The 13,390-nt window shown below is 46.5% G+C and carries 15 protein-coding genes; 5 read left to right on the top strand and 10 right to left on the bottom strand.

The annotated features are described in order from the left end of the window. The first annotated feature begins 2 nt into the window (after positions 1–2). The 5 genes from fliH (at position 3) to CH367_RS13820 (ending at position 4,344) form a co-directional block, all read left to right on the top strand. Positions 3–926, top strand: a complete 924-nt coding sequence (gene fliH, locus CH367_RS13845) for a flagellar assembly protein FliH (protein WP_010574499.1) — start codon at positions 3–5, stop codon at positions 924–926. A gap of 257 nt (positions 927–1,183) precedes the next feature. Then, complete coding sequence (fliI, locus tag CH367_RS13835) at positions 1,184–2,548, top strand: flagellar protein export ATPase FliI (RefSeq protein ID WP_100763097.1); 1,365 nt, start codon at positions 1,184–1,186, stop codon at positions 2,546–2,548. Between the two features lie 3 nt (positions 2,549–2,551). After that, on the top strand, positions 2,552–3,124 hold the full coding sequence (gene fliJ / locus CH367_RS13830; protein WP_100763096.1) for a flagellar export protein FliJ: 573 nt from the start codon (positions 2,552–2,554) through the stop codon (positions 3,122–3,124). A gap of 158 nt (positions 3,125–3,282) precedes the next feature. Further along, the gene (locus CH367_RS13825) at positions 3,283–3,930 is read left to right on the top strand and encodes a periplasmic-type flagellar collar protein FlbB (RefSeq protein ID WP_100763095.1); all 648 of its coding nucleotides are present in this window, start codon (positions 3,283–3,285) and stop codon (positions 3,928–3,930) included. A 15-nt stretch (positions 3,931–3,945) separates the two neighbouring features. Next, positions 3,946–4,344: a TOBE domain-containing protein gene (locus CH367_RS13820; RefSeq protein ID WP_100763094.1), complete on the top strand. Its 399-nt coding sequence runs from the start codon at positions 3,946–3,948 to the stop codon at positions 4,342–4,344. Between the two features lie 186 nt (positions 4,345–4,530). Here CH367_RS13820 and CH367_RS13815 read toward each other — a convergent pair whose 3' ends face one another. The 10 genes from CH367_RS13815 to flhF all read right to left on the bottom strand — a co-directional run bounded on the left by CH367_RS13815 (position 4,531) and on the right by flhF (position 13,344). Further along, positions 4,531–4,971 carry a GNAT family N-acetyltransferase gene (locus CH367_RS13815; protein ID WP_165783296.1) on the bottom strand — a complete coding sequence of 147 codons (441 nt, stop codon included), beginning with the start codon at positions 4,969–4,971 and terminating at the stop codon, positions 4,531–4,533. A 282-nt stretch (positions 4,972–5,253) separates the two neighbouring features. After that, positions 5,254–5,817, bottom strand: coding sequence for a guanylate kinase (locus tag CH367_RS13810; protein ID WP_100763092.1), 564 nt, complete (start codon positions 5,815–5,817; stop codon positions 5,254–5,256). Next, positions 5,814–6,095: a DUF370 domain-containing protein gene (locus tag CH367_RS13805; RefSeq protein ID WP_100763091.1), complete on the bottom strand. Its 282-nt coding sequence runs from the start codon at positions 6,093–6,095 to the stop codon at positions 5,814–5,816. The genes CH367_RS13810 and CH367_RS13805 overlap by 4 nt, the downstream gene beginning before the upstream one ends. Then, positions 6,095–7,231 (bottom strand): hypothetical protein, encoded by a 1,137-nt coding sequence (locus CH367_RS13800; RefSeq protein WP_100763090.1) that lies wholly within the window; start codon positions 7,229–7,231, stop codon positions 6,095–6,097. The genes CH367_RS13805 and CH367_RS13800 overlap by 1 nt, the downstream gene beginning before the upstream one ends. A 46-nt stretch (positions 7,232–7,277) precedes the next feature. Beyond that, positions 7,278–7,637 (bottom strand): hypothetical protein, encoded by a 360-nt coding sequence (locus CH367_RS13795; RefSeq protein WP_100763089.1) that lies wholly within the window; start codon positions 7,635–7,637, stop codon positions 7,278–7,280. An 8-nt stretch (positions 7,638–7,645) separates the two neighbouring features. After that, positions 7,646–9,631 carry a FapA family protein gene (locus CH367_RS13790; protein ID WP_100763088.1) on the bottom strand — a complete coding sequence of 662 codons (1,986 nt, stop codon included), beginning with the start codon at positions 9,629–9,631 and terminating at the stop codon, positions 7,646–7,648. A 29-nt stretch (positions 9,632–9,660) separates the two neighbouring features. Further along, positions 9,661–10,461, bottom strand: coding sequence for an RNA polymerase sigma factor WhiG (whiG, locus tag CH367_RS13785; protein WP_010574489.1), 801 nt, complete (start codon positions 10,459–10,461; stop codon positions 9,661–9,663). 156 nt (positions 10,462–10,617) lie between these two features. Further along, a complete protein-coding gene (locus tag CH367_RS13780) occupies positions 10,618–11,097 on the bottom strand; it encodes a hypothetical protein (RefSeq protein ID WP_100763087.1) in 480 nt (159 codons plus the stop codon). Between the two features lie 3 nt (positions 11,098–11,100). Further along, a complete protein-coding gene (locus CH367_RS13775) occupies positions 11,101–12,012 on the bottom strand; it encodes a MinD/ParA family protein (RefSeq protein ID WP_100763086.1) in 912 nt (303 codons plus the stop codon). Positions 12,013–12,039: 27 nt separating this feature from the next. Continuing rightward, complete coding sequence (gene flhF / locus CH367_RS13770; protein ID WP_100763085.1) at positions 12,040–13,344, bottom strand: flagellar biosynthesis GTPase FlhF; 1,305 nt, start codon at positions 13,342–13,344, stop codon at positions 12,040–12,042. Positions 13,345–13,390 lie beyond the last annotated feature (46 nt).

The following is a 13,390-nucleotide window of genomic DNA, read 5'->3' as shown; positions in this document are numbered from 1 at the left end:
TCATGGCCAAACTCGTCTTTAAACCGATTCAAATCGCCGATATCAAGGACCAAGTAGAATTAGCGATTCCTGATAAATACAAAAAATTCCACAGAGATGAGGACGCCGAAGAGTTCGAGGTAGACCAAGAAGGAAATATCATCGAACAATACCAAGGCCCGTCGATCGAAGAGATCGAAGCCGAGCTGAGTCGTTACCGCGAAGAGAACGAGGAACAGGTTCGTAAACTTCTCGAAGACGCAAGAAGAAAGGCGGAAGAGATCGAAGAAGAAGGACGCAAACGCGCCTTCCAGATGATCCAAGACTCCAAAGAAAAAGTTAAATTAGAGGAAGACACCGGTAAGGCCAAAGCCGAACAGATTCTCGATCGCGCGAAGATGGAAGTCGAGAGAATGATCAAAGAAGCCGAGATGAAGGTCGCGGAGATCGAACACGAGGCATACTTAAAAGGTTATGACGCGGGCCGAGAAGTCGGTTTTAAAAAAGGTCAGGGAGAAGTAAGACGTCTCATCGACCGTCTCGGAACCATCGTCGGTAAGGCGATCGACATCCGTGAGGAAATCATTCAAGCTTCCGAGAAACAGATGGTAGAGATGATTCTCATCATCGCTCGTAAAGTCATCAAGGACGAGATCATCGAAAGAAAGGAAATCGTTCTCAACAATATTAGAGAAGCCTTAAAAAGAATCAAAGACCGCGACCGCGTGGACATTCGAGTCAACTTCGCGGACTTGGAACTTACGACCGCACACAAGGACGAACTTATCAAACTTATGGAATCTCTTCGCAAGGTCAATATCTACGAAGATTCTCGGGTGGATCGGGGCGGTGTTATCATCGAAACCGACGTGGGGGCGATCGACGCGAGAATTTCCACTCAGCTCAAAGAAATCGAGGAAGCGATTCGGAATGCGGAGCCGATCTAAACAGGATCGCCTCTTCTCTTCGGATCGAGTTCCGGTTTTCAAACCGAGCTCGAGTCGGATTTCGTTTTTACATCAAGACATTCTTCTCCCTTCTTATCGATCTCCCGGGAAAACCGGGAGATCTTTTCTTTTTTGTATGAGTTCCCACATCGGGGCTTTTTCGAAGTCGCAGGTAAGCGACATAATTCTTTTATTTTCGCATAGATACTTGACTTTCCCGCAAATTCTGGATACCAAGAGATAATTCCGGCAGTTCTATGATTGAAAAGAAGTTTCATGAGAAAGTGGACGTAATGTCCAAATACTTCCTGATAATGGATCGAACCGAAACGATCCGAAAATCGGGGAAGGTCATTCGAGTTTCCGGAAACGTAATCTATTCCGAAGGTCCACCCGATTCGAAAATCGGCGAACTCATGGACGTTCAAAAAAGCGGGAAAGAAGGTTATCTCCAATGTGAGATCGTGGGCTTTGAAGGTCACGTTTATACGCTCATGCCCCTCGGTCCCGTGGAAGGAATTTATCCGGAAGCATTCGTATTTTCCTCGGGACGCAAATTGGCGATCCCCGTCGGAAAAGAATTGCTCGGTCGGGTCTTAAACGGCGTCGGAAGACCGATCGATAAAAAAGGTCATATCATCACAAAGGAAGAACGCCCACCCGACAACGAGGTTCCGAATCCTTTGGATCGTCCGATCATTCGGGACATTCTCATGACCGGGGTTCGGGCCATCGATGGGATCCTCACGATCGGAAGAGGACAACGCGTCGGGATTTTTTCCGGCTCTGGCGTCGGTAAGTCGAGCTTACTCGGAATGATCGCGCGTTATACCGACGCGGACGTAAACGTGATCGCGCTCGTCGGAGAACGCGGACGAGAAGTAAACGAATTCATAGAACTCGATCTTGGTAAAGAAGGTCTTCAAAAATCCATCGTTCTCGCGGCAACCTCGGACGCGCCTAAGATGGAACAGGTCAACTGCGCCCTACTCGCCACTTCCATCGCCGAATACTTCCGCGATCAAGGAAAACACGTGAACCTCATGATGGATTCTTTGACAAGGTTCGCACAGGCCAACCGGGAAATTTCGGCGTCCAATCACGAGCCTCCGATCACGAGAGGATTCAGTTCATCCGTTTTTTCTAAATTAGCAAAACTTGTTGAACGTTCGGGAACATCCAAATCCGGCGGAACGATCACCGGTTTTTATACGGTTCTTACCGAGGCGGACGAGATGGAAGATCCGATCGCGGACGCGGTGCGCGGTTATATAGACGGTCATATCATTCTCAGCAGAAAACTCGCGGAAAGAAATCATTATCCCGCAGTCGACGTTCCCGCTTCTTTGTCCAGGGTTATGGCGAGAATCGCTCCCGAAGATCAGAACCTAAGGGCGGGAATGATCCGAGAACTGATCAGCGTTTATAATTCCGCGGAAGAATTGATCCGCTTGAACGCGTATGTTTCCGGTTCCGATCCGAGAGTGGATCTTGCGATCCGCAAGAAGGATCAGATCGATCGTTATCTGAAACAAAAGATTCAGGAACGGAGTACGTATTCTCAGGCGTTGAAAGGATTGAAAGACGTTTTAGACGACGAACAGGAAGAAGAGGAATTCTAATCCTTGAAACGTTTTCAATTCAATCTAGAACCCGTCTTGAATCTTCGTAAGAAAAAAGAAGACGAAAAATTAAAGGCGTTCTCTCTTGTTGCCGGAGAAATCAATCAGATCCGCAATTCCATTCTGGAAAACGAAAAACAAATCGATTTTCTCACGGGAGAATCCGTTTCTCTTCACGGAGCTTCCTTAAGAGATTATCAACTCCATCAGGGTTATATCCGTTCCCTCATCACTCAAAACGAAAATCTGGAATCGGACATCGAAACCAGAAAGCCGGAACTCGACGCGAAAAGAGCGGAGTTGATTCTCGCTCAAAAAGACCGCAAGATTCTGGAGATTCTCAAAGAGAATCAGTACAAAACATACAGAAAGTTATACTTCAAAAAAGAAAAGTTCGAACTCGAAGAACATTACAATCAGCTAAAATCGATCCAATGGAGAGAAATACGTGAATCTTCCAAACCTGAACCGGCTCCGAGAGTCTTTACATACGATACGGGATCAAGCGTCGAATCCGCAAACGACGACTCAGGGGCTTCAGAGCTTAAAAAACTCTACGACCGATTCAAAAAGTGAAACCCTGTTTCAGAAAATTCTAAACGTCGCAACGGGAAATTCTCCGCAAAACGCGGATTCTATCGTAAGCCTCCAGAGAAAAATTACCGATTTTCAAGAAAAGGCCGAGCAGTTGGAAAATAAGATCAACAGAAATCGGATCGATCTAAAGGTTTAATATGGCATCGTTAAGCGACAAGGCAAGAGCTACTTATCTCGTTCTACTCATTCTATTCTTATTGGGAATCGGATTCTTCGTTTTCGATTATTTTCAAATCATCAACGCGACCGAAATTTTTCCGTTTCTTCGCAAGGAACCGGCGCTCGTAAACCAAGACAACGAATCTCCCACGGAACTTCAGAAGCTCGAGTTCTCCAAAGCTCAGGATCGATTCGCGGAAGAATTGGACGAGCTCGAAAAAAGAAAGGCCGAACTTTTGACGGAAAAGGGAAGACTCGAAGCCGAAATGGAAAAACTCGAGGAAATGCGCAAGGGTCTGATCGCAAAGGAAAAGGAAATGAAGTCCTCCGATGCGGAAAAGAACAGCCGTCAAAAACTCGTAAAGGTTCTTGCAGACAAAGTGGGAAACATGCCTCCGGATTCCGCGGTAGGAATGCTCGTGAACTGGCCTGACGGAGATATCATAGACGTATTCATTCAAATGGATAAGGACGCGGAAGACGACGGTAGACCGACGATCACAACATATCTCTTAACCCTTTTTCCTGCGGATCGTAGAGCCATGATTACGAATAAGTGGCTGAGCAGATCCGGCGGAATCAAAACCCCCGGCATACCAGACGACGCGGTCGAAGCCAATCCTTAACTCGGAGTAAATATTATGAAATTTGAATTTAGATTTTTTGCAATTTTAATCGCCTTATTGTCGTTCGGCGCGAGCGCGCCTTCTTTGTTCGCCAAGAAAAAAACGAATTCCGCTCCGCCAAAGGTAAGCGGTTACGAACTCGTCTCCAATCCTTCCGCGGCTTTCGGCAAAACGATTCAAATCTCGGGGACTGTTTCCGAAATTCTTTATAAGGGAAATTCCATCCGATTCGTCGTTTATTTTTCCGGAAAACCGGTGGCTCTCGATTCGGATTCTCCTTCCTTGATCTCCAATGTTCAAATCGGAAGTAGCGTTTCCGTCTGCGGTTTTTATTTAAAGGACCGAGAATTGAAAGCGAACGGAGTTCCGACCACGATGCCGTTCATTCTGGTGGATTCTCCGGATTGCAGATAACGTAAGATCGAACAATCGATTCCAAGGGAAGATTTTGTAGGAATTCCCACAATTCGTAGAACGAAAATTGCACTTGCAAAAAGTAGAATTTTCTGATATGGAAAATTCGCCCGTTCGTTCCCACCACCTCACCCCCCACCCAAATCAGGGTGGGGCGCTCGTATCACAAAAAAATCGTAGGAATTCCTACAAGGCCCCTGAATCGAACTCGGTCTTAGAAATTCCAAAGATCCATATTTTTCCAAGCTCGTCGTTCGGTTCTTCGGATAAGAATTTCATACCACATTTTTTTAAAACGGAGTTCGAAGCGTTTTCTTCACACAAGGTCGTCGCCTTTACTTGAAAAACATTCGGTTGTTTGAATGCGAATTCGATCAACTGATTCACCGCAAGAGTCGCGTATCCTTGATTCCAAAATTCGGGAGCGATCTCATAGCCGATTTCCACCGAATTTGTGGAATTCGGAGCTCCCGTATAACCGCCGTTTCCAATCAAACTTTTGGCGGTCGAGTTTACAAAAAAATATCCGCCCCAAGGATTCTCTTTCTCTGATTCATCCGTTCTTGAATCTAAATCGGAAATTTGAAAGGCCTCCGGAAATGTCGGCCACGCTTCTGGAATCTTCACATCTAAATAAGAGCCGAGCCGGTCTTTCCCTTCTGAAAATTTTAATTTATGAATTTTAAGGACGGGGATCAACGTTAGATTCATTTTTGAATTCACTCTACTCTTACTTTTATTTTTGAAACTGTTGAGAACGATCCGTCGTAGTTCCGACATTTCGTCGAACGAAAATTACACTTGCAAAAAGTAGAATTTTCTGATAAGGAAAATTCTTCCGTTCCTTCCCACCACCTCACCCCCCGCCCAAATCAGGGTGGGGCACCCTGTTTGTTTTACTCGGAACTCCTACCTCGAACCGCCCAAGATGATTCTTTCCAGATCTTCCAGGGCGTTGTCCAAACGGTCGTTTACGATTTTATAATCGAATTCATTCTGACGTTCGAGCTCGGTCTTACCGTTTCGGATTCTTTTGAGAATATTCTCCTCCGAATCGGTTCCTCTTCCACGAAGACGTTTTTCCCATTCTACTTCGCTTGGAGGAAGAATAAAAATCGTAACGATCTTATCGGGAAGTTTTTCTTTGATGATCTTCGCACCTTGAACGTCTATGTCCATGATCACGGAAGAACCTTTCGCAAATGCCTCGTCGATAAACTTCAGAGGGGTTCCGTAGTATTGATCGTGAACCAAAGCCCATTCCAAAAACGCCGAATCGGAAATTCCCTTTTCGAATTCCTCTTTGGAAAGAAAAAAATACGTTACGCCCTCTTTGTCGCCCGGACGCGGCGCGCGGGTCGTACACGAAATCGAAAAAAGAATTTCGGGATGTTTTTCCCTGAGTTTTTGAATGAGAGTCGACTTCCCTCCTCCGGCAACGGAGGAAAGAACGAAAAGTTTCGGAGAATTCAGTCTAAGTCTTCCTCTTCGGAAGCGATCGAGTTGTCGCTGGATTCGATTCTTTTAGTGAGAGATTCCACTCTCAAGTTGGAAAGAATGAGATGATTGCTGTCGGTCACGATGATCGAACGGGTTTTTTTACCCTGAGTGGCGTCGATCAAACTGTTGTTGCTCTTAGCTTCGTTGCGGATTCTTTTCGCCGATGCGGAATCCGAATGAATGATGCCGACGATCTTAGAAACCAGAACGATATTCCCGAATCCTACGTTCAATACGCTAAACTGGGACATCAGAGCCTCCTATTTCTGTCCAACCTGAATCTTTCGATGATGTCGACCTCGCCCAAGGCCAGGTCGAGAACTTCCGAAATTTCTTCATGGGTATATTTTCTTTTTAAAAGGAAAACAACTTTCTCGATTTTTGTTGAATCTTCTCCGATTTCCAGAAGCGCCGCCTCCGCGGAAATCCGGGTGGAATCCGGTCGATTCGGTTTGTAACCGTTCACGTTATCCTGGAGAATTCTTCCGAAATCCGCTTCCTTCGGTCTACGATTGTCCTTAAAGGCCGACGTTTCGCTTAACGTGGAACTTATATCCGGCTCGGGCGCGAACGGATCCTCGTCCAAGGAAATATCCAAGGTGGAATTTCGAGTTCCCGGAAAATAATCGTTTCCGGAAGTTGTGTCTTCCTCGTCCCTAACCGCTTTGATTTCCTGAATTCCGAAAAACTTACGAACGCCCTTCCCGATCGTTTCCAAAACCAGATTGGATGTGGAACCTTGTCCCGCCTGCGTTTCGATCGGATTGCGGGATTGTGTTTGTGCGGTCTGATTTTGAACTTTTGCTTTCTGGCCGCCGGAAGTAGTTTTCGGTTTTTGAATATAAGAATTCTCTGATGCAAGCATACGTTCGTTGCCTGCGCCTGAGAAATCGTTCGAAGAGAGGTTCGCGGTCAACGGGTTTTGAAGCGGACTCGACTGCGGTTGCGAACGGACTTCTCCTTCTTCTTTTACGAGATCCAGATTCTCCTTATAAATATGACCGATCCCTTGTTGAACCGATCCGGGAACCTTCGCGTAAGAAGAATCCTGAAATCTGCTCGGAGCCATACCTTCTTCGTTTCGATTTTCGAAAAGGGGTTGGTCCACTCGAATCTTGTTTAGAATATCCGGGGTTGTAGCTTGTTCGATTCTTTTGACGAGTTCTTCCACTTTGGCCGTCATTTCCTTGAAGGTAAGAATTCTCGAACCGATCAGATCGACCTGTCTCAAAGATTCCGTTTCCAACTCGTCCACGAAATCCCGGATTTCCTCGTTGATCTTTCCCAGCATATGAGTACGAATTCGTTCCGTTACTTTCGATGTGATCGTATAATATAAAACCACGGAAATAACCGCGTTGATCGCTAATACTGCAAATAACTCCATACCTTTCCCCCCGGGCCGTCTCCAACAACATTCCTTCGGAAAAAGATTAAGCGAAAAATTCGATTCTACCCCGATTGGCGGGTGCGTTAGACGTCTTTTGACCAACGGCGGAATAAGTCACAGACTCGGTCCTGCCTTCCACGGCCGGCTTATATGTTTTTAGCTGGTCCTTGATCTGGTCGATTTTTTGATTTCTGGCGGAAGCCATTCTTTCCCTGGATTCCGGGGAAAGTGAAAAAACGTCCGTATACAATTCAACCGCATACTTGCGTGTATCGTTGTATTCTTTGACCATCCGAGCGGTTTCGGAGATCATATGAGGCATGGTGAATGGATTTTCCACCTGTTGCTTCCGAATCATATCGGGAGCTTGACCGTAACCAAGAAAAGTATCGCTCAGCCTCATCCTATGGTTTAATTACCACGGTTCCGTTTTTTTCTCCAGTCTTTTTTGTCCGGTTCCGGATCTTCGTAGGGCACCTGACGAATCATTCCGTTCTCTTCGACAAAGGTCTTGTTCTTGATTTCGTTCCGAGTTTTGTAATCCGAGTTTCGGATTTTCATCGTCACGCCGCCATAGAGAACCTTTTCGATGCTGATCTTACCGTGGGAAGATTTTTCTTCCATGTAGTTCTTGAGGTTGTTGATTTCGGTTTCGAATTCCTTGATCCGAGAATCCAATTTTTCAACCGCCTTTTGCATCTTACCGAGTTGATTCTCGTGATCTTCCGTAAACGAAGCCGGGTCGGATTCTTTTCTGGCCTGAAGGGTCTTAAGACTTTTAAAAACCTGTTCGTGTTTGGTCTGACTCTCGTGCATCTTCGCTTCGTAATCCGCGATCTGCTTGAGAACCTTCGGATCGATCCCGACCACGAGTTCGGTCGCCGGGTTCGCGGAAGAACCGATGCTTCTCGCACCGATGAGTTCGGAAGCGCGCACCGTTCCACCCACGATCTGACCTCGTTTTCCGTTGCAGAGAATTTTACCGCCCGCACTTACGAAAGAATGTAGAATACCTTCCTGAACCAGAACGTCTTTTTCGGTGATGACAGTCGCGCTCTGGATAAACTTTGCAATTACGTTTCCGCCCGTGGATTCGATATGAGCTTCTTCCCTTCCTGAAATTCCCTGACGAATGATGATGTCTCCGTCGGCTTCCACTCTCGCCTTTTGAACCGTTCCGTAGATTTCGATGTTTCCCGCGGCCTTCACGGAATAATTGTCTTCCACGTTACCCGTAATTACGATCGAACCGAGAAAGGTGACGTTCCCGGTTTTGATACCGACGTCTCCGTTGACTCGATATACGGTTTCCACAGAAAGTCTTCCCGTCGCAAACACAACCTGACCGTTGACTTCTGCGGTGAGTTTGCTTCTGTCTTCGGAAAGAATGGTTCCCTTACCTTGTTTCAGATCCGTATCGATTCCGTCTTTCGCGGGAAGAAGTTCGTTAAAAAGAGTACGACCGTATTTTCCTTTTTCCGCCGGAATTTTTTCGGCGAGCAACTGACCGACCACGACGTTTTCGATGAGATCCAAATCCTTGAAGTCCACTCTTCCGGTTTCGTCCTCACGGAAAGAAACGTTTTTGGAAGTACGAACGTGATAGATGATCTGTGCGTTTTTACCGTTGATCGGAAAGTCCCCTTCCGCGGCGAGGAAGGGTTGATTGTAAAACTCGTCTTCGAGTTTTTTTTGGATCTCGTCTTCTTTGAATCCGTATTTGACTCCGGCGTTTTTGAGATGATTGACGATGTCTCGTACGTCCAAATCTCTTCCGCCCGGTCTTGGGGGAAGAATGGTGACTTTCGCCTTCATCTTGTCCGAGGTGATGTCGAGAATGAGTTTTGCTTCCATACCCTGTCTCGGTTTTTGTTCCGAGATGAGAATGGGTTCGCCCTTTGCGTCCTTTACGATCTTACGGACGAGTTTATCGTCTTCACCGGAAATTCCACGAAGAACGATTTTCTTGGAAACCTCGTCCATCTCCACCGAGCGACCCTCGCCTAACGGTGGGAAGACGGTGAGATAAACTCCGTTGCGAAGAATTTGAACCAAAGATCTTCCGTCTTTGTCCTTGGGCTGGATGAATTCCTTGAGATCCTTGGAAACGAGTTTGCCCGAACCGCCCGTAAGTTTTTGATCGAGTTCTGTAAGTTCGTCGAGGAAGTTGTCTTCGGGAAGAATAGAAACTCGGATATGCCAGGGTTCATGACCGAAAAGTTTTTTCTTTCCGCGTTTTAAAACTACGTAGTCCAGTTCGTGGATTTGTTTTTTGAGATGTTTGGCCGCGAGACGGAGAGAATTTTCAAGCGTATCTCCGTACACTTCTACTTGTTCTTTCTGGATTCGATCCAGTTCCCGGCCTTGGTCTTCTAAGAATGGTAGTAGGGAACCCATAGTCTCCGTCCTAGTAGATCAATGATCGTTTACTTGCGAGAAATGACGGACTTTACTTTACCGAGTTTACTTCTCAGTCTGGAAACCGCTCTTGTATGAAGCTGAGAGATTCTGGATTCTGTTACTTCCAAAACTTCTCCGATTTCCTTTAACGTTAGATCTTCATAATAATACAATACGATTACTTTCTTTTCCTTTTCGGGAAGGGTTTTGATCGCTTCCACGATCACGTTCTTGATCTCTTCCTTCTCGATGATCGTATCCGGATTCATATTCATCGGAGATTCGAGAGTTTCCATAAAGGACACTTCGTCGTTTTCGTCTCCGAGAAACCAGATGTCGTTCAACGATACGAGAGAGGTTCCGCTGATTTTGGTAAGAAGAGAATTGTACTCTTCCATAGAGATTCCGAGTTCTTTTGCGATCGCGTCGTCGTCGACTTGCTGGCCTTCTTTGTTCTCCAACATTCCGATAATCTGTTCGAGTTGTTTCGCTTTTTGACGGATCGATCTTGGAATCCAGTCGATCGAGCGAAGTTCGTCGAAGATACTTCCTCGGATTCGAGTCATAGCGTATGTTTTGAATTTAATAAGTCTTTCAGGATCGAATTTTTCGATCGCGTCTAACAGTCCGAAGACTCCGTAAGATACAAGATCGTCGAATTCCACATTCTGCGGCATTCCGATCGCGATTCTACCGGCGACGTGTTTGACTAACGGAGAATATTTCTCCACAAGGTAGGATCGGATGTCCTGATCTTTGGTATCCCGATAGGATTTCCATAGTTCCGTCTCATCCTGCTGGTTATATTTCTCATATTTTTTGGACATAAGCTCGGATCTGGAAAAACCTTGACCTTCATTCTAAAGTGTCGAGCTTCTCAGAAAATTGCAATAGCATTTTTTGGGGCAAAAACAGGGAAATCAAGCAGTTTTTTGTCTCATTAACTTTCTAGAGCTAAACGGAAAGAATTTGGAAAGAAATTCTTACTTTTCGCCCATGTCGTCGCGAGCCAACATAGTGCGGATCGCTTCCGCCATGAGTTTGGGTTCGTTTTTGATCGCTATATTTTCGACCATGATATGATCCCCAAAGTTTCCGCTTTTCTGACGTTTCGGAGTTGCGGATGCGAAGACTTCCGAGTTGGAAGGACCGTCCCCCGAAGAGAATTCCGAGTCGCTTGCATGACTTGAATAGTCGTGCGCCCCCGAACCCGCCCCATCCGCGTCGGATGCGGTTGCCGGAATGTATTCTCCGGCGGCGTTTGCTAAGAAATCCAAAAACTCCGGAACCTTCATTTCCAAAATCGCGTGAACTCCGAATCCGAGAACCGCAAACGCGACCACGGAAAGAACCGTGACGAGAAGGACATGTCCGATGGAATTTCCCGTCACGAATCCGCAGACGGGACTCACGACCAACGCGATAACGGCAAAAACGCCGATGAATGCGACCTGAAGGTTCAAGGATTATTCTTCGTCGCTCTTATCGAGCTCTTTGTCCCGGACGTCCATAAAGTTGAAAAACTTTTTGAAGAATCCGCTGATACCGGCGTCTTCCAACGGTTCCATTTCCTGATTTAAAAGAGAATACGTTATGCGGTTCAGACAAGCCGCGGCCTTGCTTTTGGGAGAATTGATGATGTAAGGCTTTTGTTCCCGGATACTTTTCTCGACTTCTTCGTCTTGAAAGATGAATCCTAGGTTTTCCACCTTTACTTCGAGGAATTGTCCGCTGATGTCGATGACTCGGTCCGCGACCTTCTTCCCTTCGATCGCGCTTCGAACCCGGTTCACAACCATCTTGAGATTCTTATCTCGGCTTTGGGAAACGATCGCTTTGATGAGTCCGTACGAATCCGTGATCGCGGTCGGCTCGGGCGTGGTGATGACGATGACGTCGTCCGCAGGAAGGGTCAAACCGATGACGTTGGAGCTGATTCCGGCGCCGGTATCGATGATCATAATATCATAATTGTCTAATTCGGAAAAACCCTTGATGAGGGAATTTCTCTGCGTGTCGTTTAGGTTCGCAAGCTGAGAATATCCCGAAGCCCCCGCGATGATGTCCACACCTTCCGGAGTCTGGATGATGATGTCTTTGAGGCTCTTGTGGCCTTTGACCACGTGATAGAGATTGTATTTGGGAATGATCCCGAGAATGACGTTAACGTTGGCAAGCCCCAAGTCCCCGTCGAACACGAGGACTTTTTGACCGGCGCGAGCCATAGAGATAGCGAGGTTCACGGAGATGGTACTCTTTCCAACTCCTCCCTTCCCGGACGCGATCGCGATGATCTTTGTCGTGGGCTTTCTGGATGACAGAACTTTTAGACTCGTGTTCCCCTCGGTGAGTTTCCGTAAATGAGTCGCCTGGTCCATTCTTTACCTCTTCGAAAGCCGATCGGATCAGCCACCTGCGACGGTGAATACTTCTCCTCTCAGCTCTGCAATTTTCTCCGGAGTCACCACACATTCGGCCATCAGGTTTTTATCGGCAGGAAGAATATCGAAAGGAACCTCCTGACCCACGCTGTAGTATGTGAAACTCTTAGAGTATGTATCGGCCAGTTCGAGAAAACCACCTAAAAAATCTGCCTCGTCGAGTTTCGTGAGGAGAATTCTTCGGTAGTTTAAAGACTCATAGGCTTTCAATACCGTACTTGTATGATGGTAGGAAGAAGTGGCGGAAAGGACAAGAAGATTTTCCACCGAGTCTTTTTCTCCGAAACAAGACAGCAAAGAATTCATCCTTTCGAGTTGTTCGAGGTTACGATGACTGTAACCCGCAGTGTCGATGAGGATCAGTTCCGACCCGTCTCGGGCAAGAGTTTCCTTGAATTTTTTTATGTCTTTAACCGGGTAAAACGGCATTCCCATTGTGTCTGCGTAACGTTTGAGTTGTTCGATCGCCGCGATTCTATAGTTGTCTGTCGTATAAAGCGACACGGATCTTCCCATGTGTAGGAAGTACTTCGCCGCAAGTTTTGCGACGCTTGTCGTTTTACCGGAACCGGTAGGTCCGACAAGAAAGACAACCTTCCTCTGATTTTTCCCCGTTCCTCGGAAAAGATCGGAATCTACGCTCACTCTTTCTTTCAGAATTTCGATCGCTCTTTCGGACACTGCGTGGTTACGACCTTGATCGATCGGGGAAAGTCTTTCTTCCACCTTGGAAAGAATCTCATCCACATACGCTTGGCTCATTCCTTCCCGAACCCATTTTTCACCCAGACGGGTTAAGGGAGAATCCTTCCTCCCGCGAACGGGGGAATTTTCCCTGCGACCGGAAACGTTTTTGTCAAAAAGTTCTTTCTCGAAGGAAAGACCGACTCCTCTTTCGGGTTCGGTGGTAATGTCTTCGATCTCCCAAGAATCCTCCGCAAGCGCGGTCGCGGATTCTTTTTCTTCCAAGGTTCTGGAAAGAGGTTTTAAGGTATGAAGAGTTTTCTTTCTTTCCGGAGCCGCGTAAGACTTTTGTTTTAAAAGATCTTTTAGATCCTGAAGTTTACGTTCTATCTTTTCTCGGGAGGCTTGTTTTTCCGGAATTCCGATCTGGATTTCGATCATCTTCTTAGCGAGAAGACCGGTTCCCATCACACCACCTTCGGTCACGACGGTTTGAGAAATCACGGTCGCTTCCGATCCGTATTTCATCTTCATTTCCATCAAACAGTCTTGGTAACTTTTACCGCGAATTTTAGCGAATTCCATTTTCAACTCCCTGATCTTTCCATTGTAGAAAAATCGAATATTCTAA

Origin of the sequence: Leptospira barantonii (genome assembly GCF_002811925.1) — a bacterium.
Taxonomy (GTDB): Bacteria; Spirochaetota; Leptospiria; order Leptospirales; family Leptospiraceae; genus Leptospira; species Leptospira barantonii.
Note: the sequence above shows the minus strand (reverse complement) of the source record. Positions and strands in the feature narration are given on the sequence as shown.